Source organism: Mesorhizobium sp. Pch-S (genome assembly GCF_004136315.1).
GTDB lineage: Bacteria > Pseudomonadota > Alphaproteobacteria > Rhizobiales > Rhizobiaceae > Mesorhizobium.
In genome coordinates, this window is the sequence record NZ_CP029562.1 from 3,084,207 (window position 1) to 3,109,193 (window position 24,987).

Annotated in this window: 28 protein-coding genes; 13 read left to right on the plus strand and 15 right to left on the minus strand. The window is 62.4% G+C overall.

From position 1 onward, the window contains the following. Window positions 1–138: 138 nt before the first annotated feature. Together C1M53_RS14375 and pyk are read left to right on the plus strand one after the other, a co-directional pair. Window positions 139–552, plus strand: a complete 414-nt coding sequence (locus tag C1M53_RS14375; RefSeq protein ID WP_245488603.1) for a DUF1036 domain-containing protein — start codon at window positions 139–141, stop codon at window positions 550–552. After that, entirely contained in the window at window positions 549–1,979 is a 1,431-nt protein-coding gene (gene pyk, locus C1M53_RS14380) for a pyruvate kinase (RefSeq protein WP_129412861.1), read from the plus strand. The genes C1M53_RS14375 and pyk overlap by 4 nt, the downstream gene beginning before the upstream one ends. Window positions 1,980–2,091: 112 nt before the next feature. Here the strand turns inward: pyk and C1M53_RS14385 are convergent, their stop codons facing one another. The 5 genes from C1M53_RS14385 to C1M53_RS14405 form a co-directional block, all read right to left on the minus strand. Then, entirely contained in the window at window positions 2,092–2,673 is a 582-nt protein-coding gene (locus C1M53_RS14385; RefSeq protein WP_129412862.1) for a hypothetical protein, read from the minus strand. Between the two features lie 89 nt (window positions 2,674–2,762). Beyond that, on the minus strand, window positions 2,763–2,888 hold the full coding sequence (gene ykgO / locus C1M53_RS14390; protein ID WP_040974291.1) for a type B 50S ribosomal protein L36: 126 nt from the start codon (window positions 2,886–2,888) through the stop codon (window positions 2,763–2,765). 133 nt (window positions 2,889–3,021) lie between these two features. Continuing rightward, complete coding sequence (locus C1M53_RS14395) at window positions 3,022–4,101, minus strand: 5-(carboxyamino)imidazole ribonucleotide synthase (protein WP_129412863.1); 1,080 nt, start codon at window positions 4,099–4,101, stop codon at window positions 3,022–3,024. Then, window positions 4,098–4,595, minus strand: coding sequence for a 5-(carboxyamino)imidazole ribonucleotide mutase (gene purE, locus C1M53_RS14400; protein WP_129412864.1), 498 nt, complete (start codon window positions 4,593–4,595; stop codon window positions 4,098–4,100). The genes C1M53_RS14395 and purE overlap by 4 nt, the downstream gene beginning before the upstream one ends. 79 nt (window positions 4,596–4,674) lie before the next feature. Next, complete coding sequence (locus C1M53_RS14405; protein WP_024922779.1) at window positions 4,675–4,878, minus strand: YdcH family protein; 204 nt, start codon at window positions 4,876–4,878, stop codon at window positions 4,675–4,677. 232 nt (window positions 4,879–5,110) lie between these two features. Between C1M53_RS14405 and C1M53_RS14410 the strand changes: the two genes are divergently transcribed. The 4 genes from C1M53_RS14410 (at window position 5,111) to C1M53_RS14425 (ending at window position 8,423) form a co-directional block, all read left to right on the plus strand. Then, window positions 5,111–5,290, plus strand: coding sequence for a DUF465 domain-containing protein (locus C1M53_RS14410; protein WP_129412865.1), 180 nt, complete (start codon window positions 5,111–5,113; stop codon window positions 5,288–5,290). A gap of 253 nt (window positions 5,291–5,543) precedes the next feature. After that, window positions 5,544–6,797 carry a flavodoxin-dependent (E)-4-hydroxy-3-methylbut-2-enyl-diphosphate synthase gene (gene ispG, locus C1M53_RS14415; RefSeq protein ID WP_129412866.1) on the plus strand — a complete coding sequence of 418 codons (1,254 nt, stop codon included), beginning with the start codon at window positions 5,544–5,546 and terminating at the stop codon, window positions 6,795–6,797. 5 nt (window positions 6,798–6,802) lie between these two features. Continuing rightward, entirely contained in the window at window positions 6,803–7,666 is an 864-nt protein-coding gene (locus C1M53_RS14420) for a lytic transglycosylase domain-containing protein (protein ID WP_129412867.1), read from the plus strand. Window positions 7,667–7,685: 19 nt separating this feature from the next. Next, window positions 7,686–8,423, plus strand: coding sequence for a class I SAM-dependent methyltransferase (locus C1M53_RS14425; RefSeq protein WP_129412868.1), 738 nt, complete (start codon window positions 7,686–7,688; stop codon window positions 8,421–8,423). A gap of 110 nt (window positions 8,424–8,533) precedes the next feature. On the opposite strand, the gene C1M53_RS14430 is transcribed toward C1M53_RS14425, so the two are convergent. Both C1M53_RS14430 and C1M53_RS14435 read right to left on the minus strand, forming a co-directional pair. Next, a complete protein-coding gene (locus C1M53_RS14430) occupies window positions 8,534–10,864 on the minus strand; it encodes a response regulator (protein WP_129412869.1) in 2,331 nt (776 codons plus the stop codon). 180 nt (window positions 10,865–11,044) lie between these two features. Further along, on the minus strand, window positions 11,045–11,968 hold the full coding sequence (locus C1M53_RS14435) for a polyprenyl synthetase family protein (protein ID WP_129412870.1): 924 nt from the start codon (window positions 11,966–11,968) through the stop codon (window positions 11,045–11,047). A gap of 76 nt (window positions 11,969–12,044) precedes the next feature. On the opposite strand from C1M53_RS14435, the gene C1M53_RS14440 reads away from it, so the two are divergent. Beyond that, the gene (locus C1M53_RS14440; protein WP_129416176.1) at window positions 12,045–12,803 is read left to right on the plus strand and encodes a transglycosylase domain-containing protein; all 759 of its coding nucleotides are present in this window, start codon (window positions 12,045–12,047) and stop codon (window positions 12,801–12,803) included. 245 nt (window positions 12,804–13,048) lie between these two features. Continuing rightward, window positions 13,049–13,231 carry a 50S ribosomal protein L32 gene (gene rpmF / locus C1M53_RS14445; protein ID WP_129412871.1) on the plus strand — a complete coding sequence of 61 codons (183 nt, stop codon included), beginning with the start codon at window positions 13,049–13,051 and terminating at the stop codon, window positions 13,229–13,231. Window positions 13,232–13,308: 77 nt separating this feature from the next. On the opposite strand, the gene C1M53_RS14450 is transcribed toward rpmF, so the two are convergent. Both C1M53_RS14450 and C1M53_RS14455 read right to left on the minus strand, forming a co-directional pair. After that, a complete protein-coding gene (locus tag C1M53_RS14450) occupies window positions 13,309–13,740 on the minus strand; it encodes a heme-binding protein (protein WP_129412872.1) in 432 nt (143 codons plus the stop codon). A gap of 144 nt (window positions 13,741–13,884) precedes the next feature. Continuing rightward, window positions 13,885–14,397: a helix-turn-helix domain-containing protein gene (locus C1M53_RS14455; RefSeq protein ID WP_129412873.1), complete on the minus strand. Its 513-nt coding sequence runs from the start codon at window positions 14,395–14,397 to the stop codon at window positions 13,885–13,887. A gap of 90 nt (window positions 14,398–14,487) precedes the next feature. Here C1M53_RS14455 and C1M53_RS14460 point away from each other — a divergent pair, with 90 nt between their 5' ends. Next, window positions 14,488–15,333 carry an alpha/beta hydrolase gene (locus tag C1M53_RS14460; RefSeq protein ID WP_129412874.1) on the plus strand — a complete coding sequence of 282 codons (846 nt, stop codon included), beginning with the start codon at window positions 14,488–14,490 and terminating at the stop codon, window positions 15,331–15,333. Between the two features lie 84 nt (window positions 15,334–15,417). On the opposite strand, the gene C1M53_RS14465 is transcribed toward C1M53_RS14460, so the two are convergent. From C1M53_RS14465 to C1M53_RS14475, 3 genes are all read right to left on the minus strand, one after another. Continuing rightward, window positions 15,418–15,681 carry a metalloregulator ArsR/SmtB family transcription factor gene (locus C1M53_RS14465; RefSeq protein WP_129412875.1) on the minus strand — a complete coding sequence of 88 codons (264 nt, stop codon included), beginning with the start codon at window positions 15,679–15,681 and terminating at the stop codon, window positions 15,418–15,420. A 45-nt stretch (window positions 15,682–15,726) separates the two neighbouring features. Next, window positions 15,727–16,971, minus strand: a complete 1,245-nt coding sequence (locus tag C1M53_RS14470) for an MFS transporter (protein WP_129412876.1) — start codon at window positions 16,969–16,971, stop codon at window positions 15,727–15,729. Between the two features lie 87 nt (window positions 16,972–17,058). Then, the gene (locus C1M53_RS14475) at window positions 17,059–17,250 is read right to left on the minus strand and encodes a DUF1192 domain-containing protein (protein WP_129412877.1); all 192 of its coding nucleotides are present in this window, start codon (window positions 17,248–17,250) and stop codon (window positions 17,059–17,061) included. A gap of 121 nt (window positions 17,251–17,371) precedes the next feature. Between C1M53_RS14475 and C1M53_RS14480 the strand changes: the two genes are divergently transcribed. Then, window positions 17,372–18,382 (plus strand): NAD(P)H-quinone oxidoreductase, encoded by a 1,011-nt coding sequence (locus tag C1M53_RS14480; protein ID WP_129412878.1) that lies wholly within the window; start codon window positions 17,372–17,374, stop codon window positions 18,380–18,382. A 42-nt stretch (window positions 18,383–18,424) separates the two neighbouring features. Here the strand turns inward: C1M53_RS14480 and C1M53_RS14485 are convergent, their stop codons facing one another. Then, window positions 18,425–19,084 (minus strand): metalloregulator ArsR/SmtB family transcription factor, encoded by a 660-nt coding sequence (locus C1M53_RS14485; protein ID WP_129416177.1) that lies wholly within the window; start codon window positions 19,082–19,084, stop codon window positions 18,425–18,427. Window positions 19,085–19,178: 94 nt separating this feature from the next. On the opposite strand from C1M53_RS14485, the gene C1M53_RS14490 reads away from it, so the two are divergent. Next, entirely contained in the window at window positions 19,179–20,633 is a 1,455-nt protein-coding gene (locus tag C1M53_RS14490; RefSeq protein ID WP_129412879.1) for an MFS transporter, read from the plus strand. Window positions 20,634–20,808: 175 nt separating this feature from the next. Continuing rightward, window positions 20,809–20,949 carry a DUF1127 domain-containing protein gene (locus C1M53_RS14495; RefSeq protein WP_129412880.1) on the plus strand — a complete coding sequence of 47 codons (141 nt, stop codon included), beginning with the start codon at window positions 20,809–20,811 and terminating at the stop codon, window positions 20,947–20,949. Between the two features lie 271 nt (window positions 20,950–21,220). On the opposite strand, the gene C1M53_RS14500 is transcribed toward C1M53_RS14495, so the two are convergent. Next, a complete protein-coding gene (locus tag C1M53_RS14500) occupies window positions 21,221–23,422 on the minus strand; it encodes an esterase-like activity of phytase family protein (RefSeq protein ID WP_129412881.1) in 2,202 nt (733 codons plus the stop codon). A gap of 252 nt (window positions 23,423–23,674) precedes the next feature. Here C1M53_RS14500 and C1M53_RS14505 point away from each other — a divergent pair, with 252 nt between their 5' ends. Then, the gene (locus C1M53_RS14505; protein ID WP_129412882.1) at window positions 23,675–24,370 is read left to right on the plus strand and encodes a DUF1013 domain-containing protein; all 696 of its coding nucleotides are present in this window, start codon (window positions 23,675–23,677) and stop codon (window positions 24,368–24,370) included. Window positions 24,371–24,395: 25 nt separating this feature from the next. Here C1M53_RS14505 and C1M53_RS14510 read toward each other — a convergent pair whose 3' ends face one another. After that, window positions 24,396–24,968, minus strand: coding sequence for a TetR/AcrR family transcriptional regulator (locus tag C1M53_RS14510; protein WP_165358140.1), 573 nt, complete (start codon window positions 24,966–24,968; stop codon window positions 24,396–24,398). Window positions 24,969–24,987 lie beyond the last annotated feature (19 nt).

Consider the following 24,987-nt stretch of genomic DNA (forward strand, 5'->3'; position numbering starts at 1 on the left):
CATCTTCGAAAAGGGCGCCTGATCATGCAAGTTTCACTCAGCGAGGGGTCACGAATGGCATCCGCCAGCCGGCAGCGTACGCGAAAGGGCCTCGCCCTCTTGCTGCCGCTGTTCGCCCTGTTCGCGGCGCCTCTGGTGATGGCTTCTCCGGCCAGGGCCGATTTCCGTGTCTGCAATGCCACGCAGAATCTGGTCGGCGTCGGCATAGGCTATCGCGCCAAGACGGGCTGGATCACCGAAGGCTGGTGGCACATCGAAGGTTCGACCTGCAAGACGCTGATCGAGGGGCCGCTGTCATCGAGGTTTTATTATCTCTATGCAGAAGATGCCGAGCGCGGCGGTCGTTGGGATGGTCCGATCTCGATGTGCGTTGCCGAGAAGGAATTCAAGATTGCCGGCGTAACCGATTGCGTCGCCCGGGGCTTCCAGCGCGCCGGATTCCAGGAATACGACACAGGCGAGCAGGCGAGCTGGATGGTCCAGCTGACCGAGCAGCCCACTGCGGATGGCACCCCGGCCGCTCCGCCAAGCAATGGTCAGAACAATCAATGAGACGTAGCCGCAAGGTCAAGATCCTAGCCACCATCGGTCCTGCTTCCTCCGATGAGGCGATGCTGAAAAAGCTCTTCGAAGCAGGTGCGGATGTGTTCCGCATCAACATGAGCCATTCCGATCATGACCTGATGCGCACGCTTGTTGCTCGCATCCGTTCGGTAGAGGCCGCGGTCGGTCGTCCGATCGGCATCCTGGCCGATCTGCAGGGACCGAAGCTGCGCGTCGGCAAATTCGCCAATGGCAAGGAAGAACTGACCGTCGGCCAGACCTTCACGCTGGACGACAATCCGGAACTCGGCGATTCCACTCGTGTTCACTTGCCACATCCCGAAATCCTGCGCTCGGTCGCTGTTGGCGACCGGCTGCTGATCGATGACGGCAAGGTCGAACTGAAGGCCGTGAAGGTCGATGGCCATGCCATCGTTGCCACCGTGGTGGTCGGCACCAAGATCTCCGACAAGAAGGGCGTGTCGCTGCCCGATACCGAGCTGCCGGTCGGCGCGCTGACCGAGAAGGATCGCGCCGATCTCGACGCGGTGCTGGCCGCAGGCGTCGACTGGGTGGCGCTTTCCTTCATCCAGCGTCCGGAGGACCTCGCCGAGGCACGCAAGATCGCGCGCGGCAGGGCGTTGCTGCTTTCCAAGATCGAGAAGCCGCAGGCCGTGGCGCGGCTGGCCGAGATCATCGAGCTGTCGGACGCGCTGATGGTGGCGCGCGGCGATCTTGGCGTCGAATTGCCGTTGGAAGCAGTGCCGGGCATACAGAAGCAGATCACCCGTGCGGCACGCCGGGCCGGCAAGCCGGTGGTGGTGGCGACGCAGATGCTGGAATCGATGATCTCCGCGCCGGTGCCGACCCGTGCCGAGGTGTCGGACGTGGCGACCGCCGTGTTCGAAGGCGCCGATGCGATCATGCTGTCGGCTGAATCCGCCGCCGGTTCCTATCCAGTCGAAGCGGTGGCGACCATGAACCGCATCGCCGAACGCGTCGAACGCGACCCGACCTATGCCGGTATCATCAACGCCCAGCGCTCGGAGCCGGAGGCGACCGGCGCCGATGCCATCTCACTGGCAGCGCGCGAGATTGCCGAGACGCTGAAGCTGTCGGCGATCGTCACCTACACCGCTTCCGGCACGACGGGCCTGCGTGCGGCCCGCGAGCGGCCGCAGGTGCCGATCATCGCACTGTCGCCGATCCTTGCCACGGCCCGGCGCCTCTCCTTGCTGTGGGGCACGCATTGCGTGGTTTCGGAAGATGCTACCGATCTCGACGACATGGTCGATCGTGCCTGCCGCATCGCTTCGGAGCAGGGCTTCGGCAAGGCGGGCGACCGCATCATCATCACCGCGGGCGTGCCGCTGAGGACGCCAGGCTCCACCAACATGCTGCGCATCGCCTATCTCGGCGCCGATGGGAAGCAGTGAAAGACCAGGCAGTAGGGAATAGGCAGTAGGCAGTCGATAAATGACGAGTAGAGACTAGGTGGCAAGCAAAAGCGGCCGGATCACCTTCCCTACTGCCTACTGCCTACTGCCTTTAGATCGCTTCTCCCGCCAGTTCCTCCGACAGCTTCGATACCTGATCCTGCGCATTGCGCAGCATCGGGTAGAGGTCAAGCACCTTCAGCCAGGCATCCAGCGCGGCCGGCTTGCGTCCGGTTTCGGTCATGATCTGCGCTATGCCTGACAGGGCACCGAAATGACGCGGTTCCAGTTCCAGCGTCTGCTCGATGTCGGTCATCGACTTGGCATAGTTCTTCATCAGGAAATGCGCGGTGGCGCGGCGGTTCCAGCCCTCGGCATATTTGGGCTGCAGCGTCACCACCTGGTCGAGGAAGTCGAGCGCGACGTCGAATTTCTTGTCTTCGATCGCTTTCTGTGACCACTGCATCATCAGGTCGACCGAGGCGCTGCCGGACCGGTTCCATTCATTCCAGATACGGCCGGCAACGAGTTCGGCCGATTTGGGACTGCGCGCATGTTTGAGGTCGGTGAAAAGCTGGTCGATGCGCTGTTCGCGCGTCTGTGCTACCGCAGGTTTGACGCTGTCGTCGGCAGCAATGGCTGGCAGCGAAAGAGAGAGGGAAAGAGCCGTACAAACGGCGAGTAACGTCCGCATTCCCGGATTCTATCTCCGGGATGCCGGACGTTCAAACTGAATCTGAGTTCAGCATCATCATGCGGCGCTCAATACGCGCCACAGCAGGATCAGCCCTGGCGCGCCTTGTAGCGCGGAGCGGTCTTGTTGATGATGTAGATGCGGCCCTTGCGGCGAACCAGGCGGTTGTCACGGTGACGCGCCTTGAGCGCCTTGAGCGAATTCTTGATCTTCATGGTCTTGCCCGTCGGTCTTAAGCCCGGTTTCGGGCTGAACTTGAAAGGCGCGCCCGAAGACGCGCCCTGTTGCGATCGGCTCATACCGGTGTGCCCGGTGCATGTCAACCTCGCAGGCGACTTGATAACGCTTTCAGCCGGCAAATGGGCGGATGCGGGTGAAGTGCCCCATCTTGCGTCCGGGCCGGGCCTCGGCCTTGCCGTAGAGATGCAGCATCAGGTCCGGTTCTGCGAGCAATGCCGGCACCTGGTCGATGTCGTGGCCGATCAGATTCTGCATGACGCAATCCGAGTGCCGGCCGGCATCGCCGAGCGGCAAACCGGCAACGGCGCGGATATGCTGCTCGAACTGCGAAACCGTGCAGGCGGCCTCGGTCCAATGACCCGAATTGTGCACGCGCGGCGCCATCTCGTTGGCGAGCAGGCTGCCGTCGGGGAGCACGAAGAACTCGATACCGATGACACCGACATAGTCGAGCGCGGTGATGATCGCCATCGCCGCCTGCTTGGCAGCATCCGCCGTGGCGATCGAAATGCCGGAAGGCACGGTCGAGGTGTGGAGAATACCGTCGCGATGCACGTTGCGGGCCGGGTCATAGACGGCGAGGGCACCATCGGTGCCACGCGCTGCGATGATGGAGATTTCATAGTCGAAGGCGATCAATTCTTCCAGGATCAGGGGGACATTGCCCATCGCACTGTAGGTGCCTTCGATGTCCTTGACGCCGCGCAGCACGCGCTGACCCTTGCCGTCGTAACCGAGGCGCCGTGTCTTGAGCACGCCATTGTTGCCAAAGGCGTCGAGCGCTGCGGCAAGATCGCCATCATTGTCGACGGCGCGGAAGGCGGCGGTGGCGACGCCGATATCATTGAGGAATTGCTTTTCGATCACGCGGTCCTGGGCCACCTGCAGCGCCCGTGCCGAAGGTCGCACGGGTCGAGCCGCTGAAAGACTCTCGGCAGCTGCGACCGGAACATTCTCGAATTCGTAGGTCACGACCGAGCAGGCGGCTGCAAGTTCGGAAAGGGCGGCCGGGTCGTCATAGGCTGCAACGATCTGCCGGTTGGCGACCTGGGCAGCCGGGCAGTCCGCTTGTGGTTCGAGGATGATGGTGCGGTAGCCGAGTTTTGCCGCAGCCATTGCCAGCATTCGGCCAAGCTGGCCGCCGCCGATGATGCCGATGATGGAGCCTGCGGGAAGAGTTGTGGTCACGGCTGATCCACCGGCTCCACGGCGACCCTGGCGGTCTGGCCAGCGCGCCAGCCGTCGAGCCGTTCGGCCAAAGCCTTGTCGTTGAGCGCGAGCACAGCCGCGGCCAGCAGCGCGGCGTTCGCCGCGCCGGCCTTGCCGATGGCCAGTGTGCCGACGGGGATGCCCGCCGGCATCTGCACGATGGAAAGCAGGGAATCCTGACCCGACAGTGCCTTTGATTCCACCGGCACGCCAAACACCGGCAGAGGGGTCATCGCCGCCGTCATTCCAGGCAGATGCGCCGCGCCGCCGGCGCCGGCGATGATCACCTTGTAACCCGCCGCCTTGGCGCCGTTTGCGAATTGGTAGAGCCGGTCCGGGGTGCGATGAGCCGAGACGATCAGCGCCTTGTGCGGGATCTCCAGCACCTCCAGCAATTCAGCGGCATGGCGCATGGTCGCCCAGTCAGACTGGCTACCCATGATGATCGCGACATCAGCTTTGTGCTCGGCCAAGTTGCTCTCCCCGGAGGCAAAGTGGCGAGGTAGCGGAATTTGCCCTGTGGAGCAAGGATTGCGGTGACGCCGGACAAGCTCAGGCGATGATATCGGGAATGATGCGGTCTTCGAGTGCGCTCAGCCGGTCCTTGAGCGCCAGCTTCTTCTTTTTCATGCGCTGCACCTGCAGGGGGTCACAACCCGTGGCGATCATCGCATTGATGGCCGCGTCGAAATCGGCATGTTCCTGTTTCAAGCGTGCAAACTCGAGACGAATCTCGGCCTGTTCCTGTTCCGACATATCCACCGTTCTGCTGGCTCCGGCGCCCATGCGCGCCTGATGGGCGGGGTCCGCCAGCCTTCGCCAGCGGCGCGCACGCATTATCACATTTCACGACGCGGTGGAATGCTACCACATGCCATTCGACAAGGCGAAGCAATGGTGGCACACTGTCATCTGGCCGTCACGCGGGCGCCCGCGGTGGACGTCGTGCGTCGGTCGCTGGCAAGGAATATGAAAGGGAGAACCATTCATGTCTCTAGCGTCCCATCTTGAAGAGCTTCAGCGGAAACACAGCGACATCGAACGCGAGATCGATGACGCGCTGCTGCATCCGTCGGTGGACGATCTCGAAATCGTATGCCTCAAGCGACGCAAGCTGGCCATTAAGGACGAAATGGAAAAACTGAGGGGCAGACCCTCGACTCACTAAATCAGTCCCCAATCGGCGCAAATGCTCCCGGCGGCGTGCAGCCGCCGGCCAGGCGCCCTTCAAGTATTCTTGCCGGGCATTGCTTGGGGAGATACGGGGTTTCAACCTGATTTTTCTCGTTCGTTGCCGCGTCGTGAGTGCCGGAAACTGTTTCTGCGCGTCGATTTGACAGGCCGCAATCCAGCTTGCCATTGACAAGGCTCTGTTGCTCCTCCACCTCATGCCCGGACGCATTTCTCATGAGGCGACCGGCATGACCGGGTATTTTTCCTCTCCATTTCCGCGCCGGCAGTCGGTCGGTGTCGACGTCGGCGGCGTGATCGTCGGCGGTTCTGCGCCTGTCGTCGTGCAGTCGATGACCAACACCGACACGGCTGATATCGACCAGACGGTGGCCCAGGTTGCGGCACTTCATCGTGCCGGTTCGGAAATCGTGCGTATTACCGTCGACCGCGACGAAAGTGCCGCTGCGGTGCCGAAGATTCGCGACCGACTGGAGCGGCTGGGCGTCAACGTGCCGCTCGTCGGCGACTTCCACTATATCGGCCACAAACTGCTGGCCGATCATCCAGCCTGTGCCGAAGCGCTGGCAAAATACCGCATCAACCCTGGCAATGTCGGCTTCAAGGACAAGAAAGACAAACAGTTCGCCGAGATCGTCGAAACGGCGATCCGCTACGACAAGCCGGTTCGCATTGGCGTCAACTGGGGGTCTCTCGATCAGGAGCTGTTGACCCGGCTGATGGACGAGAACCAGGAAAAAGGCTCGCCGCTGACGGCGAACCAGGTCATGCGCGAGGCGATCGTGCAGTCGGCCGTCCTGTCGGCCGAGCTTGCCGAGGAAATCGGGCTTGGCCGCGAGAAGATCATCCTGTCGGCCAAGGTCAGCGGCGTGCAGGATCTGATCGCCGTCTACACCATGCTTGCCACCCGTTCCGATCATGCGCTGCACCTCGGGCTTACCGAGGCCGGCATGGGGTCGAAGGGCATCGTCGCTTCATCGGCGGCTATGGGCATCCTTCTGCAGCAGGGCATCGGCGACACGATCCGCATTTCGCTGACGCCCGAACCGGGCGGCGACCGCACCCGTGAGGTGCAGGTGTCGCAGGAACTTCTCCAGACCATGGGGTTCCGTCAGTTCGTGCCGATCGTGGCGGCCTGCCCCGGCTGCGGTCGCACCACGTCGACCGTTTTCCAGGAGCTCGCGCAGTCGATCCAGGAAGACCTGCGCAAGAACATGCCGGTCTGGCGCGAGAAGTATCCTGGCGTCGAGGAACTCAAGGTCGCGGTGATGGGCTGCATCGTCAATGGGCCCGGCGAATCCAAACATGCCGATATCGGCATTTCGCTGCCGGGTACCGGCGAGACGCCGAGCGCGCCGGTGTTCGTCGACGGACGCAAGGCAGCAACCTTGCGTGGGCCCAATATCGCCGCTGATTTCGAGAAAATGGTCGCTGACTACATCGAACAACGGTTCGGCAGGCACGGCCAGGCGGCGGCAGAATAAGATCGATGCGGCGTGCTGCCGGTCTTGCCTTGCTTGTCTTGCTCGCACTGCCGGCGGTGTCGCCGGCAAAGGCCGATCCGCCTCATACGCATTCGGCCCAGAAGCGGCTGATCGGGCGCGTCTGCGATCTCATCGAAGTGCATGCGACCGAACAGGGCCTGCCGAAGGATTTTTTCGCACGGCTGATCTGGAAGGAAAGCCGGTTCGATCCGAACGCCGTCAGCCCCGTGGGTGCCGAGGGCATTGCCCAGTTCATGCCGGGCACCGCCAAGATGCGTGGCCTTGCCAATTCCTTCGACATCGAACAGGCGATACCGGCTTCCGCCAAATACCTGTCGGAGCTCAAGTCCAGCTTCGGCAATCTGGGGCTGGCCGCGGCGGCCTACAACGCCGGTGAAAACCGGGTGGCGCGCTGGCTGGGTTCCGGCGGGTTCCTGCCGCTGGAAACGGAAGAGTATGTGCTCGACGTCATGGGCGAGCCGGCCGACAAGTTTTCCGACAAGGCCTATGCCGGGGTGGTGTTGCCCCTTGACGCCAGGCAGCGGAATTTTTCGATCGCCTGCCGGCGATTGCCGGTGAGCAAGGCAACGACGGTGCCGATGGCCGCTGTGCATGTGAAACCCTGGGGCGTGCAGGTAGCAGGCAATTTCCGGCGTTCCGCTGCCGTACGGCAATGGCAAAGGGTGCAGGCACGGTTCCCGGCCGTGCTTGCCAATATCGAACCTGTCGTCAGTCGCGTGCGGACCCCGATGGGGCGACGGGGCGTCTATGCCGTGCGCATCGGCGCCGACGACCGCAAGGCGGCCAACGCGATCTGCGACAAGCTGCACAGCGTCGGCGGCTCGTGCGTGGTAATCAGGAACAGGTAGCAGCCTGGTGAGAGCAAACGTGACTGTCGATCCTCTCTACAGCGACGCGGCCTTGGTCGATTTCTATGACCTCGTCAACACAGGCGATATCGAACTCAGGCGCTGCCTGGCGTTGGCCGGCGACGCGCGGTCGGTGCTCGATCTCGGCTGCGGTACAGGCCAATTGACTGCAGCTCTTGTCGACGGCCGCACCGTGGTCGGTGTCGATCCGGCTGGAGCAATGCTCGATGTGGCGCGGCGGAGACCGGGCGGCGAGAAGGCGGAATGGATCGAGGCCGACGCCCGCACGGTCAGGCTTGGACGCAAGTTCGATCTGATCGTGCTGACCGGGCATGCCTTCCAGGTCTTCCTGACCCAGGAAGACCAGTTGGCGGTGCTCGCGACGATTGCGGCGCATCTTGCACCGGGGGCGCATTTTCTCTTCGACAGCCGCAATCCGACTGCCGAGGCGTGGCGCGAGTGGGTTCCCGAACGATCTGAGGAAATGGTCCACCACCCACGATTCGGTACGGTGAAGGGATGGTATGATTCTCGCATGGGGGTGGACGGCATCGTCACCTATCGGACCTGGTACGAAGTCACCGCAACCGGCCAGACGCTGACAGCGGAATCGAGGATCGCCTTTCCGTCGAAGGAAGACATCGCCGCCGGCATTGAAGCGTCGGGTCTCGTTGCCGAAAACTGGTTCGGCGACTGGGAGGGTGGTGCATGGACGCCGGCCTCGCGGGAGATCATCCCGTTCGGTCGGCTTCGCTAAAGCGACTCACTGTTTCATGGAAACCGCGACCCGCTCCGCCTGCCGCTCGACGCAGGTCCCGACGGAGAATCGCCGAACGCCGTTCATGCTGTCGCTGAGGGAGAGCCGGCTCAGGCGGTCTTGGCCACTGTTTCGCTGAGCCATGTTCCGATCTTGGCGCCGAGCCGGTCCGGCGAGACCGGCTTGGCCAGGTAGTCATCCATACCGGCTTCGATGCACTTGTCACGATCGCCCTTCAAGGCATGTGCGGTGACACCAATGATCGGCGTGCGGGTGCCGTTGGCTGCTTCGATCTGGCGGATGGCACGCGTCGCTTCGTAGCCATTCATTTCAGGCATCGAAACATCCATCAGGATCAGTTTGGGATTCAGCGTCTTGTACATCTCCACAGCGGTCCGGCCGTTGGCGGCGATGCGATAGTTCAAGCCCAGCCCGTTCAGAATCTGCCCGAAGACCATCTGGTTCACCTCATTGTCCTCGGCGATCAGGATATCGAGCGGACGGGCAGGATTGGCGATGGCCTCCGGCTTGGGCGCGGGAGCGGGCGTACCGCGAATGACCGTGAAAGCTGGCTGCACGGGCGCCGTGGCATGCACCGGCTCGCGCACGAAATGTGCTTTTCCAGCCTGGTTGCGAGCCCTCTGGATGACGGAAATCACATTCCCGAGCAGGACTGCTGAACGCGAGGGCTTGGTGAGGTGTGCGGCGATGCCGAAGTCAAGGATGAGCTTGGCGAAGTCGATCTGATCGACCGAGGTCAGCAGGATGACGGGGATGGAGGACAGCCGGCTGTCTGCGGCAATCGCCCTGGCAACGTCAGCGCCGTTCATGCCAGGCATCTGATAGTCGAGGATGATGCAATCTACCGATGCGCCGAGCTGATGGGCACGATCGAGGAACGCAAGGCCGACCGCGCCACTTTCCGCCGCCGCGCAATCGAAGCTCCAGCTGCGCAACTGTTCCAGCAGGATCTCGCGGTTGACCGGATTGTCATCGATGACGAGCACGCGCGCACCGGTGACGTCGACTGGCACGATGTCTTCATTGCCGGTCGCTTCGTGAGCCGGAAGCGGTACCGCGAACCAGAACACGGAGCCGCGGCCGATTTCACTCTCGACACCGATCTGGCCGCCCATCAGATCGACCAGGCGGGCGGCGATAGCCAGGCCCAGACCCGTACCTTCATGGCGCCGGGTCGAAGAGGAATCCACCTGAGCGAATTTTTCGAACACGTTCTGCAGCTTGTCGGCGGGGATGCCGATGCCGGTGTCTTCGACGCGGACCTTCATCTGAACGTTACCGTCCATGACCTCACCGGAAACGTCGACCAGCACATGTCCCTTCTCGGTGAACTTCACGGCATTGCCGAGCAGGTTGGTGATGATCTGGCGGAAACGGCCGACGTCGCCGACGACATGATGCGGCAGGCGTGGGTCGACGCGGACGATGAGTTCCAGGTTCTTTTCGGCGACACGCGCCGAAACCAGCGTCGCGACATCTTCGACGGCTTCGGCGAGGCGGAAGGGTGCCGGGTCGAGCGTCAACTGGCCGGCATTGATCTTGGAGAAGTCGAGAATGTCGTTGATGATGGTGAGCAGCGCGTTGCCAGACTTCACGATGACGTCGGTGAAGGTCTTCTGGCGCGGATTGAGTTCGGTCTTGGCGAGCAGTTCGGCCATACCGAGCACGCCATTCATCGGTGTGCGGATTTCATGGCTCATATTGGCCAGGAATTCCGATTTGGCGCGGTCGGCAGCCTCGGCCTTGAAAAGTGATTCCGCCGTCTCCGTGAAAGCGCGGCGGATCGCCTTTTCCATCGGCCGGAAGATCCAGACGGCAACGGCGAGCAGCGCGGCGCAGAGCGACAGGCTCACCCACAGCAGAAGCCGATCGCTGCGTGCTTCCGCCATACGGCGTTCGACGTCCATTGCGGTCCTGGCGCGCGCCAGCATGGGCTGGGCGAACAGGTCGTTCTGGTTGCGGATCTCACGATAGTTCCAGTCAGTGGCGCGTGTTGCGCCGATCATCAGGTCGAAGTTGCGCAGGATATCGCGCGCCGACCACAGCAGGTAACCGTTGACGGAAGCCGCATTCAATTCGTCCTGGGTCGGTTTGGAGAGCTTCGGCGTGATGGCTGCAAGCTCGGCATTGAGCGATTCCATGCCTGCCTTGAGGCGTTGCGCGTGGTCCTTGGCGGACTTGGCCAACTCGAGACGTGTGCTCGGGCTCCACGTGCTGACAGCTGTTTCAGCAAAACCGGTGGCGTTGTTGAGATCTCGGGCGAAGGTGACGATGTGGCCACTCAATGCATCGATTTCGGCGCGATAGGAGCCGGCACGGTTCAACGCGAAGATGGTAGCACTGACGGCAACTGCCAGTATCAACAGACCGGAAAGATAGCGAATCCGGATCGACCGGATGAAGGACGAATATTCAGGCATGCGTAACCCCAACCCATACGCATTTTAACGGCCGGGATTACGCTCTATTACCATTAAGATTTCGTTCCGGGGCTAGAGCGTTTCCGTTTTTCACGGAAGCGCGGAAACGCTCTAAATTTTTTCGCCGCATTTTTGTAACGCCAAGTGATTCCACTTGGCTACAAAATGCTCCAAGCGCCTTCAGTTGTTGCGGTTCGCGACGAACGCCGCGGCCGCCTTCAGCATGGAAGCCTGCTCGCCAAAAGGCTCGAGCAATGCATGGGCCTGCCCGACAAGTCCCTCCAGCTGTCTGCGTGCCCAGGCTTCGCCATGCAGGGCAACCAGCGTACCCTTTCCCGCGGCCGCATCCTTGCCGGTTGCCTTGCCCATTGTTCCGGCGTCGGCTGTCAGGTCGAGCAGATCGTCGGCAAGCTGAAAGGCGAGGCCGATGGCCGAGCCGAACTCCGCCAGCCGTTCGCGATCGGTCGCGGAAGCCCCGGTCAGGATCGCACCTGCCTCGCAAGCGAAGCGGATGAGGGCGCCTGTTTTCATGGCCTGCAGGCGGATGATGCCGGTCTCGTCCGGCGTGGACTTCTCGGCTTCGATATCGAGCATCTGGCCGCCGACCATGCCGCCCGTACCGGCAGCGCGCGCCAGCGCCAGCACAAGAGCGGCGCGGCGATCGGCGGGCAGGCCAAGCGCCTCGTCCGCCAAAGTATCGAAGGCAAGCGTCAGCAGGGCATCGCCGGCAAGGATCGCGGTGGCGTCGTCGAAAGCCTTGTGCACGGTCGGTTGGCCACGGCGCAGGTCGTCATCGTCCATGGCCGGCAGGTCGTCGTGGATAAGCGAATAGCAGTGAACGCATTCAAGTGCGCTGGCCACCGTCAGCGCCGGCGCTTCGTCATGACCTGGCGCCAGCAGTGCCGCACTTTCCAGCACGAGAAAGGGGCGCAGGCGCTTGCCGCCATTCAGGACACCATGGCGCATCGCAGCGACCAGGCGCTGCGGGCGAACGATCTCTCCCGACAGCGGACTGCTGTCGAGCAGCGTGCGCAGGCGCGCCTCGACCTGCTCGGCCCGCACAAGCAAGGCTGCCTCGAAAGGAATATCGGTGTCCATTGCCATGGTGGCGAGCGGTAGCCGACAGTCAGACGTTGCGCAAGAAGCCAAGCGCCTTTATGCGGGAGAGAACTGTGACAGGATTGGGCGGGTGGCAGAGCCGATCATCGATCACGAGACCGAAGGGTTGGACATGGCGTCGCGACCGAGGGGCAGACGCGGTGATTACCAGCGCTGGCTTCGGCGAGCGTTGCGTGTTGCCATTGTGCTTGCCATCATTCCGGCCGTGCTGACTTTCCTCTACATGCCTTCCTTCGTGCATCCGGTCTCGACGCTGATGCTGAAGGATCTCGCCACCTTCTCCGGCTACGACCGGCGCTGGGTGTCGATCGATGATGTTGCGCCCGTGCTCGCAAATTCCGTGATCATGTCGGAGGACGGACAATTCTGCTTCCACAGGGGTGTCGACCTCGGCGAACTCAAGGGCGTTGTCGACGATGCGATGGCCGGCGAGATGACGCGGGGTGCTTCCACCATCACCATGCAGACGGTGAAGAACCTGTTCCTGTGGTCGCGGCCGCTGGGCACCGTGCGCAAGGTGATCGAGCTGCCACTCGCGGTCTATTTCGACGCATTGATGTCGAAACGCCGGATCATGGAAATCTATCTCAACATCGCGGAATGGGGTCCCGGCATCTACGGCATCGAGGCGGCTGCGCGTTATCATTTCGGTGTTTCCGCCAAAAACCTGTCGCGTCGGCAGGCTGCGTTGCTGGCGGTCGCGCTGCCCAATCCGATCACGCGCGACCCCGGCAAGCCAGGGCCGGGCCTGAGACGGCTCGCCTCGCTGATCGAGCGCCGGGCATCACGCTCGGGTGCATATGTCGGGTGTCTTGATTGAGGCGATTTCGAAGAACTACCGCACCGGTTTTGACCCCAGGTCTCACCTGGCGGATGGTTGGCCTGCGGCAGGTGGATACGATCGGTCTTGGAAATCACCTCGGCCGGTTCAAAAAAAGTCGCGGCAACACTGGCCAAAAGGCGATCAGCCGTGTATAGGCACGCCACTTTCTTCTAGAACTCGGCTGTACGCGGCCCTTTCACGAGGGCGTTGCGGGCCATTGACCGATCGAATGGAGCATATCCATGGCTGTGCCGAAACGAAAAACCTCTCCGTCCAAGCGCGGCATGCGCCGTTCTGCTGACGCCCTGAAGACCCCGACCTATGTCGAGGACAAGAATTCCGGCGAAATGCGCCGCCCGCACCACGTTGACCTGAAGACCGGCATGTATCGCGGCCGCCAGGTCCTGGAGCCGAAGGAAAGCTAAGCAGCTCTCCTTTACGGGACGAATAAAAAGACCGGCCGTTGGCCGGTCTTTTTGCGTTTGTGCGGCAGCCGAGGTGTTCAGCCGGCGTCCGCGGTCAGGCCGGCTGTTTCGATGCCGGCGATGGCGGCAGTCTCGTCATTGTCGGATGTGTCGCCCGAAATGCCCACGGCCCCGATCACGGTGCCCGCGGCGTCGCGGATCAGGACGCCCCCGACCACCGGCAGGATCTTGCCGCCCGAGAGATCGGAAACGCCAGCCGTCAAATGCGGTCTTTCCCTGGCGATGGCCTCGACACGACGGCCGCCCATGCCGACCGCGAGTGCTGCATAGGCCTTGCCCGAGGACATCTGCGGCCGCAGGAACGAAGCGCCATCCTGACGCTGGAAGGCAACGAGATGACCGCCTGCGTCGAGAACGGACACGCCAAGCGGTTTCAGTCCCAGGGCTGCTGCCCTGGCGAAGGCGCCGGCGATGATCTGGTTGGCCTTGTCGATCGGAAAACTGGTCATGAGAGAGGCTCCTGCGGTCAACGGAATGCTCGGCACGACGATCGCCGATGCTCGCGATCTTCCGGCCCAAGGATTTTGCGGGCAAGCCGCCATCCGCTTGAAACTGCTTCGCGCCGCTTCGGTATCCGCAGTCGAGCCGCAGGCTCAGGACGCTCTGCGTGCCTGCGCGTCGACGACGGCCTGATAGGCCGCCCGCAGTCTGGCACGCACCGTGGTTTCAGTGGCCTTGGCCGAGCCAATGCCGAGATGTTCGAACCGCAACTCGTCCATGAAATCCTGCCACAGCGACGGGCCGCCTTCCTCGAGCAGCTTCGCTCGGATGGACAATTCTTCTGTGACGGGCAGCCAGACCCGGCCCCAGGCACCGAGTTGCGCCATGATCGGCACCAGGGTGATCGACATTTCGGTCAGACTGTAGATCGCCTTCTGCTTGTGGCTCGGATCGTCGGCCTTGGTCAGCATGCCGAGTTCGACCAACCGCTTCAGCCGGTCGGCGAGGATGTTGGAGGCGATGCCTTCCATCGAGTGGTTCAGCAATTCGCGGAAATGCCGCCTGCCGCCGAAGATCATGTCGCGCAGGATGATCAGGCTCCAGCGGTCGCCGAAAACCTCCAGCGAAAGATTGATCGGGCAGCCGGAACGGCGATCGAGTGTCATGACTGCATCTCTCAGAAAAACCAGTTGCATTATAGGATCGGTTTTATTATGGTTCAACTACTTGCAAAATGCAATCAGTTGGAGGATGCCATGCAGTCAGAGATTGCCCGTCCAGGCGGGGTGCGGATCGCAACGCAAACGTTTGGTGAGGCGCGCAATCCGTCCGTGCTTCTGATCATGGGCGCCATGGCCTCGATGCTGTGGTGGCCGGACGACTTCTGCCAGGCTCTCGCCGAGAGGGGGCTGCATGTGGTCCGTTACGACAACCGCGACACCGGACTCTCCACCAAATACGAGCCAGGCAAACCCGGTTACACATCCGCCGATATGGTCGACGACGCCGTCGCTGTGCTCGACGGCCATGCCATCGCCAGTGCGCATGTCGTCGGCATGTCGATGGGAGGCATGCTGGCGCAGATGCTGGCGTTGCGCTATCCGGCGCGTGTTGCATCCCTCTCCGTGATCAGCACCTCACCCATAGGCGTCGATACATCGATGCTTCCGGGGATGACGCCCGCCTATCAGGAGCACTCGGTAAAGGGGGCCGACGTCGACTGGTCGGACAGGGCTCAGGTGATCGAGTTCATGATCGAGGACAGCCGCATGCTGGCAAGCACGGCCCATCCATTCGACGCCACGCGGCTGCGAGACTTCGTCAGTCGCGACTACGATCGGGCAGGAGGTCTGGCGAGCGCCTCCAACCATTTCATGGTCATGGACGGTGTCGCAAGCGAGAGTATCCGCGATCTCTCGATGCCGCTTCTCACCATCCACGGTACGACAGACCCGATCTTTCCGGTCGAGCATGGTCGAGCCCTCGCGGCAAACGTGGAGGGGGCCCTGCTGGTCGAGATTCCCGGTGGCGGGCATGAGCTGCATCGCAACGATTGGCCGATCATGATCGATGCCGTCGCGGCACATGTACGAGCAGGGTAGAAGCCTGAAGCGAAAGCTTGCGAGAACTGCGGCTGGGTGTTTCCCGGCCGCAAACTTCTTGGATTGCCTTATATTAGCTAGTCTTCACTCTTCCCAGAACTGGTCGAGCCAAAGGTTCAATCTGAAGAAACCGCCATTGGCAACGGCGTAGACGCGCCTCGTGCCTTCTGGCCGTGCGCTGACCAGGCCTGCCTCGAGCAAGACCTTGAGATGCTGGGAAACCGCGGGCCTGGAAACAGGCAGGCCCGAGGCCAATTCGTTGACTGTTTTGGGGCCTCGTCTCAATTCTTCCAGAAGATAACGCCGGTTCGGATCAGCAATGGCGACGAAAGCATCGGAAAGCATCATGCCCCATTTGTGAGGCAAGTTGCAGTAAATCTCAACAGGAAACGTTTAGGTTGTTTCAGGTTTCGTGCGGGGGTCCAATCGCACCGCTTCCGGCGTCACCGCACGCTCCGCCGGCTGGGTCTTGAAGGCCTCGCGTGCCTCGACCGGAACCGGAGCCCGACGGCTGATGCGCAGTGCCGTATAGCCGGCAAGCGCGATGTGCGCGAAGGCGGTTGCCAGGAACAGTCCTTCCGGACGGACCCAGTCCATCAGGGCTGCCGCTAGCAACGGTCCGATCATCGTGCCGAAGCCGTAGAGCAGCAGCAGACCGCCGGAGACCTTGACGAATTCTTCCGGAGAAGCGTGGTCGTTGGCGTGGGCGACGGCGATCGAATAGAGCGTGTAGGCGAAGGCGCCATACGCGGCGGCGAAGGCGATCACCAGCGTGCCATTGCGGAATTCGAACAGGAACATGACGAGCGCGCAAAGCGCTGCGCCAACCGCTGCCGCTGCCAGCACGTAGCGACGGTCGGTACGGTCCGAAAGTCGTCCCGCGGGAATCTGCATGGCAGCACCCGCCACCACGACAAGGCTCATCATCAGCGCGATCTGGGCCGTCGAAATGCCGATCCGTGCACCATAGACCGCGCCAAGCGTACCCCAGGCACCGTTGGCGACGCCGATCAGCACGCAGGCCACCGCCGACACAGGCGAGTTGGAGTAGAGGCCTTTCAGGTCGAGCTTCACATCCTGCAGCGGCTTGGGGTGCGAGGCGCTTGAGACTGCGGTCGGGATCAGCGAAAGGCAGAAGAAGATGCCGGTGATCATGAACAGCGAAGCGGACTTCACATCGCCGCCGGCCACGATCATCTGTCCGCCCATGATCGAGGCGTAGGTGACCATCATGTATAGACCAAAGACAGTGCCGCGATTTTCGTTGGTGGCCTTTTCGTTCAGCCAGCTTTCGATGACCATGAAGGCGCCGGCCATGGTGAAACCGGTGAAGGCTCGTAGTGCGATCCAGGTATATTCGTCGATCAGCAGACCGGTGAGCAATGCGATGATGGCGCCTACGGAAGCGAAGGTGCTGAAGGCGCGCACATGGCCGGCGCGGCGCACCAGGCGCGGCGCGAAGAAGCAGCCGGCGACGAACCCGCCCGCCCAGGCCGTGCCCATCAGGCCAAGCGATGTGGTCGAAAAACCTTCCACCTGGCCGCGCAGCGGCAGCAACAGGCCGTGCAGGCCCGAAGCCGCGAGCAGGAACGCAGTGCCGCGAAGCAGGGAGAGGATCGGTCTGTAGGCTGCGAACATCAGGTCGGTCCAGTGCGCGAATCAGGCAGAGCCAGTGGAGACGATGTTTTCAGGCATTTCGGCGGCATGTTGCCGCCGTTGCGACGATCAGCGGCGAAACAGCGCCTCGGCGGCCGACTTCGTTGCGCCCTTCTGCTGGAGTTCGGCCTCCAGCCGCGTGATCTCGGCACGCAAGAGGTCAATCCGCTCGGTCAGTTCGCCGACGGAAAGCAGGGCCAGATCCTGCCCGACCTCATGTTTGGGGGCCTTCTTTACGGGCTCATCTTCGAAGATCGCCATCGTCGCTCCTTCGCTTTTTTGCGGTTTGCCTGATCCGCCTATCCGCATACATAGGAAAAGCATACATGGGGCAGGGGGTAAAATCATCCCGCCGCACGAGCGGAGCAGATTGGTAGGGAACATGGTGAACGGACAGAAAATCCCGGCAAAGATGACAGCGGTGGCGATATCGACCCCCGGCGGCCCGATGGTGCTCAAGCCGGAGAAGCGCGATGTGCCGACGCCCGAAGCCGGCGAGATCCTGATCCGGGTTCACGCTGCCGGCGTGAACCGGCCGGACGTGATGCAGCGCAAGGGCGCTTATCCGCCGCCGCCGGGTGCCTCGGATCTGCCAGGGCTGGAGGTGGCCGGCGAGGTTGCCGCACTGGGCGAAGGTGCCGCGCGCTGGCGTCTCGGCGATCAGGTCTGCGCGTTGACGCCCGGGGGAGGCTACGCCGAATATGTCAGGGTGCACGCGTCCAATGCGCTGCCCTTGCCAGCGGGCTTTACCTATACGGAAGCCGCCGCCTTGCCGGAAACCTATTTCACGGTCTGGCACAATGTCTTCGAACGCGGTGCTCTGAAAGCTGGCGAGACATTGCTCATTCACGGTGGCTCGTCCGGCATCGGCACCACCGCCATCCAGCTCGCCTCCGCGCTGGGCGCCTATGTGATCGCGACTGCCGGCAGTGCCGACAAGTGCGACGCCTGCCTCAAACTGGGGGCTGATCGTGCGGTGAACTACCGCGAGGAGGACTATGTCAAGGCGGTCAAGGACGCGACGGGCGGCAAGGGTGCCGACGTCATCCTCGACATGGTCGGTGGCGACTACATCGGGCGCAACTACGACGCCGCGGCCGTCGAAGGCCGCATCGTGCAGATCGCGACGCAGGCCGGCGCGGTCGCCTCGGCCGACTTTTCCAAGCTGATGGTCAAGCGGCTGGTTCATACCGGCTCGACGCTGAGGCCACGCACCATCGAATTCAAGGGTGCCGTCGCCGCGGCGCTGGAAACGCAAGTCTGGCCGTTGCTGGCCTCCCGACGTGTGGCGCCGGTGATGGACATGATCTTCCCGCTCAAGGAAGCCTGGCGTGCGCATGAGCGCATGGAAGAAGGCGACAACATCGGCAAGATCGTGCTCGACGTCGGATAACAGCGACAAGGCCGGTCAGGCCCGGTACGCCGGCCAGAATGCCTATGCGGCCCGCGGTACAACCCGGTAAGCACAGCGGCGGGCGCCCGCCAGGATATGGTCCAGTCGCTCGACATCGGCATCCGGGCCGATGACCTCCTGGAAGACGGCGAGTTCCGAACGACAGAAATTCTGGCAGGCGATGGCGGCAGCGCAGATCGGGCAATGATTCTCGATCAGCATGAACGCGCCGTCCTCTTCGCTCCATTCGGCCATGTAGCCTTCACGCGAGCGGATTTCGGCGAGCTTCGACACGCGCTCCTTCAGACTGGCGATGCCATCCATCTCGCGTCGGTAGCCCGCCAGCGTCTCGCTTTCGCGGGCCTCGATCAGTTTTTCGAGGCCGGCAGGTCCGAACGTGCTTTGTACCGCGCGCAGCAGTTGCACCGTCAATTCAGCATGTGCATCGGGGAAACGGGCATTGCCGGCCTCGGTCAGCTGCCACAATTGGACTGGCCGGCCGACGCCGCGCGTTTCAGCGTGTGCTTCGACAAGACCTTCGGCTGCCAGCTTGGCAAGCTGCTGGCGCGCGTTTTCTCCAGTCGTGCCCAGGGCCGCACCGAAATCCGAAGCCGTCTGCGGCCCCCGTGTCTTCAGCAATGTCAGCAGCCGGTCAGCTGCCGAGCGTGGGGTTCGTGATTTTTCCAAGTCATCGCTTGACATATTCGGGGTGTGCTCAATATTTACCCAAGTCTTATCTTTGAAAATAGTCAACGATGGCGGCCTGCGCAAGCTTGCGTCGTCCGAGGATCCTCCCATGTCCCAAGAACACGAAACCGGCTGGGGTGCTTTGCTCTCCGGCTCGAATGCCGTCGCCTCGCTGGCGCTTGCCGGCGGCGTGGCGCTGCACGCCATCAACGTCTATGTCGCCACCACCATCCTGCCCTCTGTGGTCAAGGATATCGGCGGTATCGACTATTACGCCTGGAACACGACAATCTTCGTCGCGGCTTCCATCCTGGGCTCCGCCCTTTCGGCCAAATTGCTCGGCGCGGCGGGACCGCGTGGCGCCTACCTGGTGGCCGCCCTTGTCTTTGCCGCTGGCACGCTATTGTGCGGTTTCGCGCCCTCCATGCCGGCGTTGCTCGCCGGCCGCGCGGTGCAAGGGTTCGGTGGCGGATTTCTGTTCGCGCTTTCCTACGCCATGATTCGCATCGTCTTCCCGGAAGGGCTTTGGCCGCGTGCGATGGGGCTGATATCGGGCATGTGGGGCGTAGCCACCCTGGTCGGTCCGGCGATCGGCGGTGTCTTTGCCGAGTTCGGCGTATGGCGGGCGGCCTTCTGGTCGCTAGCGCCGATCGCCATCCTGTTTGCCATACTGGCGGTTGTCGTTTTGCCGGCGCAAAGCCCCGACAGGAATGAACGCACGACGGTGCCGATCCTGCAACTGGCGCTGTTGCTTGGTGCGGTGCTCGCGGTGTCAGCCGGCAGCGTGTCCGCCGATCCCGTCTATAATCTTTACGGGCTAGGCGTGGCCGTCGTGCTGATCGCGTTGTTGATCACTGTCGAAAGCCGTGCCCGCAACCGCCTGCTTCCGCGTGGTTCGTTCCGGCCTTCGACGGCGCTTGGCGCTCTTTTCGCCACCATGGCATTGCTTGGCGTCACGGTGACCGGGTCGGAAATCTTCATCCCGCTTTTCCTGCAGGTGCTCTATGAACAGACGCCGCTGATTGCGGGCTATCTCGCCGCCATCATGTCGGCCGGCTGGACGCTGGGCTCGATCTGGAGCTCGGGCGCCGAGGGCAAGGGCATAGATCGCGCCATCTTCGCTGCACCCCTGTTCAGCTTCGTCGGAATGGCGGGACTCGCCGTGCTCTTTCCTCTCGGAGGTGGGCACGACTGGCTGTTGCTGGCACCGATCTGCGTGGCCTTCGCGGCCATCGGCCTGGGTGTCGGCATTGCCTGGCCGCACATTCTGACACGCATCTTCAAGGCGGCACCCGAGGATGAACAGGACATCACATCGGCCTCCATCTCGACCGTCACGCTGTTTGCGACGGCATTCGGAGCGGCGCTCGCCGGCATGGTAGCCAATCTTGGTGGCTTGCTGGACCCCGGTGGACTGGCAGGCACGGCCAGCGCATCGCGCTGGCTGTTCGGGCTGTTCGCGCTGGCACCGCTCACCTGCTTCATCACCGTCCGGCAGGTGGCGCGTACGTGTCCTGTGAAAGGCGACCGCGCTGCAATCGTGGCGGAGCCAGGGGCGGCCTGAGTTGGTCGCGACTGAACTGGTTAACGCCCGGGCTGGCAACGGCTCGGGCGTTTTCCTTTTGGTAATGTTGCAATGCAGCAAAGCATTGCTGCCATGCAAAAGCGTCTGTTCAACAAATGAGCAGGAATGCCTATTTGAGCGTCATACAGATGATTGTGAAACTTAGGAGGGACAGATGAACCTGATCCGCAGCTACAAGAATTGGCGCCGTTACACCCAGACCGTTCGCGAATTGAGCCGTCTCAACAACCGTGAACTGGACGATCTCGGCATCAGCCGCTCTGACATCGAAAAGGTCGCTCGCGCGGCTATCTAAGCAGAGCCGACGCCTGGCGCGGTTTATCTGCGCCGCCGGTTCCGAGCCCGCTGGACCCCGTCCGGCGGGTTTTGTTTTGGCACGAGCCTTCCGGCTCCCATTCCAACAAAAATGGCCACGACATCGCTGTCGTGGCCATTTTTTTGCTCGGGCGGGAGGTCACCCGGGGCAGGGAGGTCAAGGCCGCACTGTTTCGTGGAAACGGCGACTTCTCTATCTCTGGTTTGCCGCAATTCCGGACGGCAAACCGGCAACACTTTCCTGGAACTGCTCAGTTCGTCTTGACGCTGTTGCCGAGGTTCAGGAACAGGGTCTCGCCGGAGGAGTCGTCGACGCCGTCATTGTCGGTGACGACATAGGCGTTGCCCTGCTTGTCGATGGTGAAGCCTTCGACCTTGTCGACGACATAGCCGTTGGTGGCCGATTTCAGATCGGGCAACAGGTCACGCACCAGGGTCTTTTCGACCACCGGCAATTCGCCACCGAGTTTCGCCGGCTTGAAGCCGTCGAGCGCCACGCTGTAGATGCGTTTCACCTTGGCTTCCGAACCGATCAGGTTGTCACGCTCGATGACATAGAGCTTGCCGTCATGGGCGGTGATCTCAGACAGTCCCATCCAGCCCTTTTCGGCCTTCTCCAGCGGATAACGCACGGCAGACCATTCCTTGGCCTTCGGCTTGTAGGCGAGCAGCTTCACCTGGCCCTTGGGGTCGTCCTTCCACTCGCGCTGGACGGCAGCGACCAGGGTGAGGTCGTCGCCCTCGCCAATGGTTGTGATGCCTTCGAGGCCGAAGCGCGTCTCGTTGGGCAACAGTTCCGCCGGGAAGGGGATCTCCTGCTTGATCTCGCCTTTTTCGTCGACGCGGTAAATGGCGTGCGGCACCAGCTTTTCGCTGTTGCCCTCCGAAGCCAGCCAGAAACCACCCTTGCCGTCTGGCGTGATGCCTTCGAGATCGAGCTTCTGGGCCGGGTTGCCGTTGCGGGTAACGACGATCTTGCCGGTGATCTTCGCTGGCGTCTGGGTGGCGTCGATCGTGTAGACCGCCGGCTGGTTGCCGTAAACGGAATCCGAAACCGCATAGAGCTTGCCGGCCGTTTCCGGGTCCGCGGCAAGACCGGACAGTGCGCCCCAGCCGAGCGGCACGCCCTTGTCGGTCAGACCGGCACTGATCGTCGGATAGGCAGGTTTGCCTTCGGCCCGTTCGAACACCATGACATGCGAGCGGGCGAGGCCGTCTTCGCCGAGGTCGGTTTCATTGGCTGTCACGAAGAGGTTGCGCGCCGGAATGGCAAGCAGGCCTTCCGGGCCGATGCCGGAAGGCAGGGCCTGCAGGAAATTCGGCTCGGCGCCGGTGTCCTGATAGACGCCGACGAGAGAGGCGCGCTCGGCGCCGACGAACAGCAGCTTGCTGTCACCATAGGTGCCGACTTCGACGCCTTCCGGCTCGATGCCCTTCTTGTTGCGATGCTCCGGATAGTGGCCAAGATTGGCGGCCTCATATTCGAAGCTCGTGCCGGATTCGTAGAGCACCTCGCCCTTCTTCGAGAAGATGGTGAAACCGCGCGAGCCGCCCTTCCAGTCGCCTTCATTGGCAGTGACGAGACGATCATTGTCCAGCCACTTCACCGCATCGGGTTCACGCTTCTGGTTCTCGACCTTGCCGGTGAAGTTGAAGGCGCCATCCTTCTTGGTGTCGACGTTTTCGAGTGTGACTGCACCCGCCGAGAAATGCGAGACGACTTTGGCGGTCTTTGCGTCGACGATGACGATGTGGTTGTTTTCCTGCAGTGTCAGCGCGATCTCGCCGGCCTCGTTGAAGGCGACGAATTCCGGCTCGGCGTCTTCCGGCGCGATTTCGGACAGGCCGGTGACCTCCACGGTCTTGATGCCGGCGCAATCCGGCACGCCGTCGGCAACCGGCACGATCTTGAGGTTGCCCGACGGCAGCTGCGGCAGCGCGCCTTCGTTGATTTCCTCGTCGCGTTCGTTCTCGATGGCGATCGCCAGGAACTTGCCATCTTTGCTCAGCGCCACGGAATCAGGTTGGCCGCCGAGGTCGCAGCTCGCCTCGATCTTCTTCGATGCGATGTCGATAACCGTCAGCTTGCCCGATGGCTCAGCCTTGCTTTTGGACGTGTTCACACCGGCCAGAACCTTGCCTGCGGCAACCGTGACCGAGGTTGGCTCGCCGTCGACCTTGACGAGGCCGCCGGCCTTTGGCGCCTTGGCATCGGTGATGTCGATGAAGCCGACCGCGCCATAGGGGCTGTCCGAGTACACCAGCGTGTTGCCGTCCTGGCTGGCGGAAATGATTTCGGCCGAGGTCTTCGCCTTCTTGTCGGCGTCGGCCGGCAGATTTTCGGTAACGGCGAAGGTTGCGATGCGATTGAAGACCTGATCGGCATGGGCCGGCAAAGCGGCCGAAGCGGCAAGCGCTGCAGTCAGCGCCAGAAGGACGGAGGAGCGGTGCATCGTTGATCTCTCGGAGAGCGTGGAACCCACCCTCCCATGGGCGAGCCACATTTCAGCGGCATGACGAAAAGATGAAGCTTCAATGACAATCCGGATCGATGGCAGGTTGCCATCAGTCGGCGTTTTCCAGAGGATCCGTAAAAACGTTGCGATCAGGTCCGTTAACGGCTATATACGGCGCGATTTCCCTTACTGGTGGCCTCAAACCACCGCCCGCGCGGGAACGCGGGCGAACGAGAAGGATATTCTAAAATGGCCAACACGCTTCTGATGCCCAAGGCGACCGCTGTCTGGCTGGTCGACAATACCGCGCTTTCCTTCGACCAGATCGCGCAGTTCTGCTCGTTGCATCCGCTCGAGGTGAAGGCGATCGCCGATGGCGAATCCGCGCAGGGCATCAAGGGCATGGATCCGATCATGACCGGCCAGCTTTCGCGTGAAGAGATCGCGCGCGGCGAGAAGGACTCCATGCACCGCCTGAAGCTGTCGGACCCGAAGGTCCGCGTGCCGGAATCCAAGCGCAAGGGCCCGCGCTATACGCCGCTGTCCAAGCGTCAGGATCGTCCGAACGCCATTCTCTGGCTGGTGCGCAACCATCCGGAATTGAAGGATGCGCAGATTTCTCGTCTCGTCGGCACGACCAAGTCGACCATCGAGCAGATCCGCGAACGCAAGCACTGGAATTCGGCCAATCTGGCGCCGATGGATCCGGTGACTCTCGGTCTGTGCTCGCAGATCGATCTCGACCTTGAAGTGCAGCGCGCCTCGCGCGGCCGCGAGCAGGTTCAGCCGGTCGGCGACACGTTGCTGCCGGCAGCGCTCACCGAGCGCCTGGTGCCCGAGATGGACAAGCCGAAGGCAGAGGACGAGGAACTCGACGCCAATGCCGTCTTCGCCAAGCTCTCGGCGCTGAAGGGCAAGACCGAAGACGAAGAAGAAGAGGAATAGCAGGCGCTTCCCTGGCAGCGTGCTGTCAGGGACTGTTTCTCGCGGCGTAGCCGTCCATGAACGCCGACACCGCGGCGGCTACACTCTGTTCGATCTCGGATTCGCTCGGCGCCGGCTGGATGTTCCAGATCGTGCGCCTGAGAACCCATCCGGCGCACATTTCGAGAAACTGCTCGATTGCGATCGCCGGGTCGGCGCGACGCAGCACGCCGGCGTCCATTGCGTTGGCGAAAATACCGGCGGCCATGCGATATCCCGGCGCGATGGCGTCGTCGAAGGCCTTGCCAATGTCCGGAAAACGCAGCGCCTCGGCAGCCGCGAGCCGCTGCAGGGATATGTAGTCCGGTGACGTGATCCGCTTTACCGTTGCGACCCCGAACCATGCCAGCCAGGCGCGGAATTCCGAGGGCTCGACACTGGTGTCGTAGACACTTCCTCCCGCCTCGACGACGCTGTCCACGACGGCCAGCAGCAACTGCTCCTTCGATTGGAAGTGATTGTACAGCGTCGTCTTGGAGCCTCCGACGGCCGCGGCAATCTGGGACATCGACGTGCCGGCATAGCCAGCCTGAAAAAACAGTTGCCGGGCGATCGCCACGATTTCCGCCCGCTTGCGA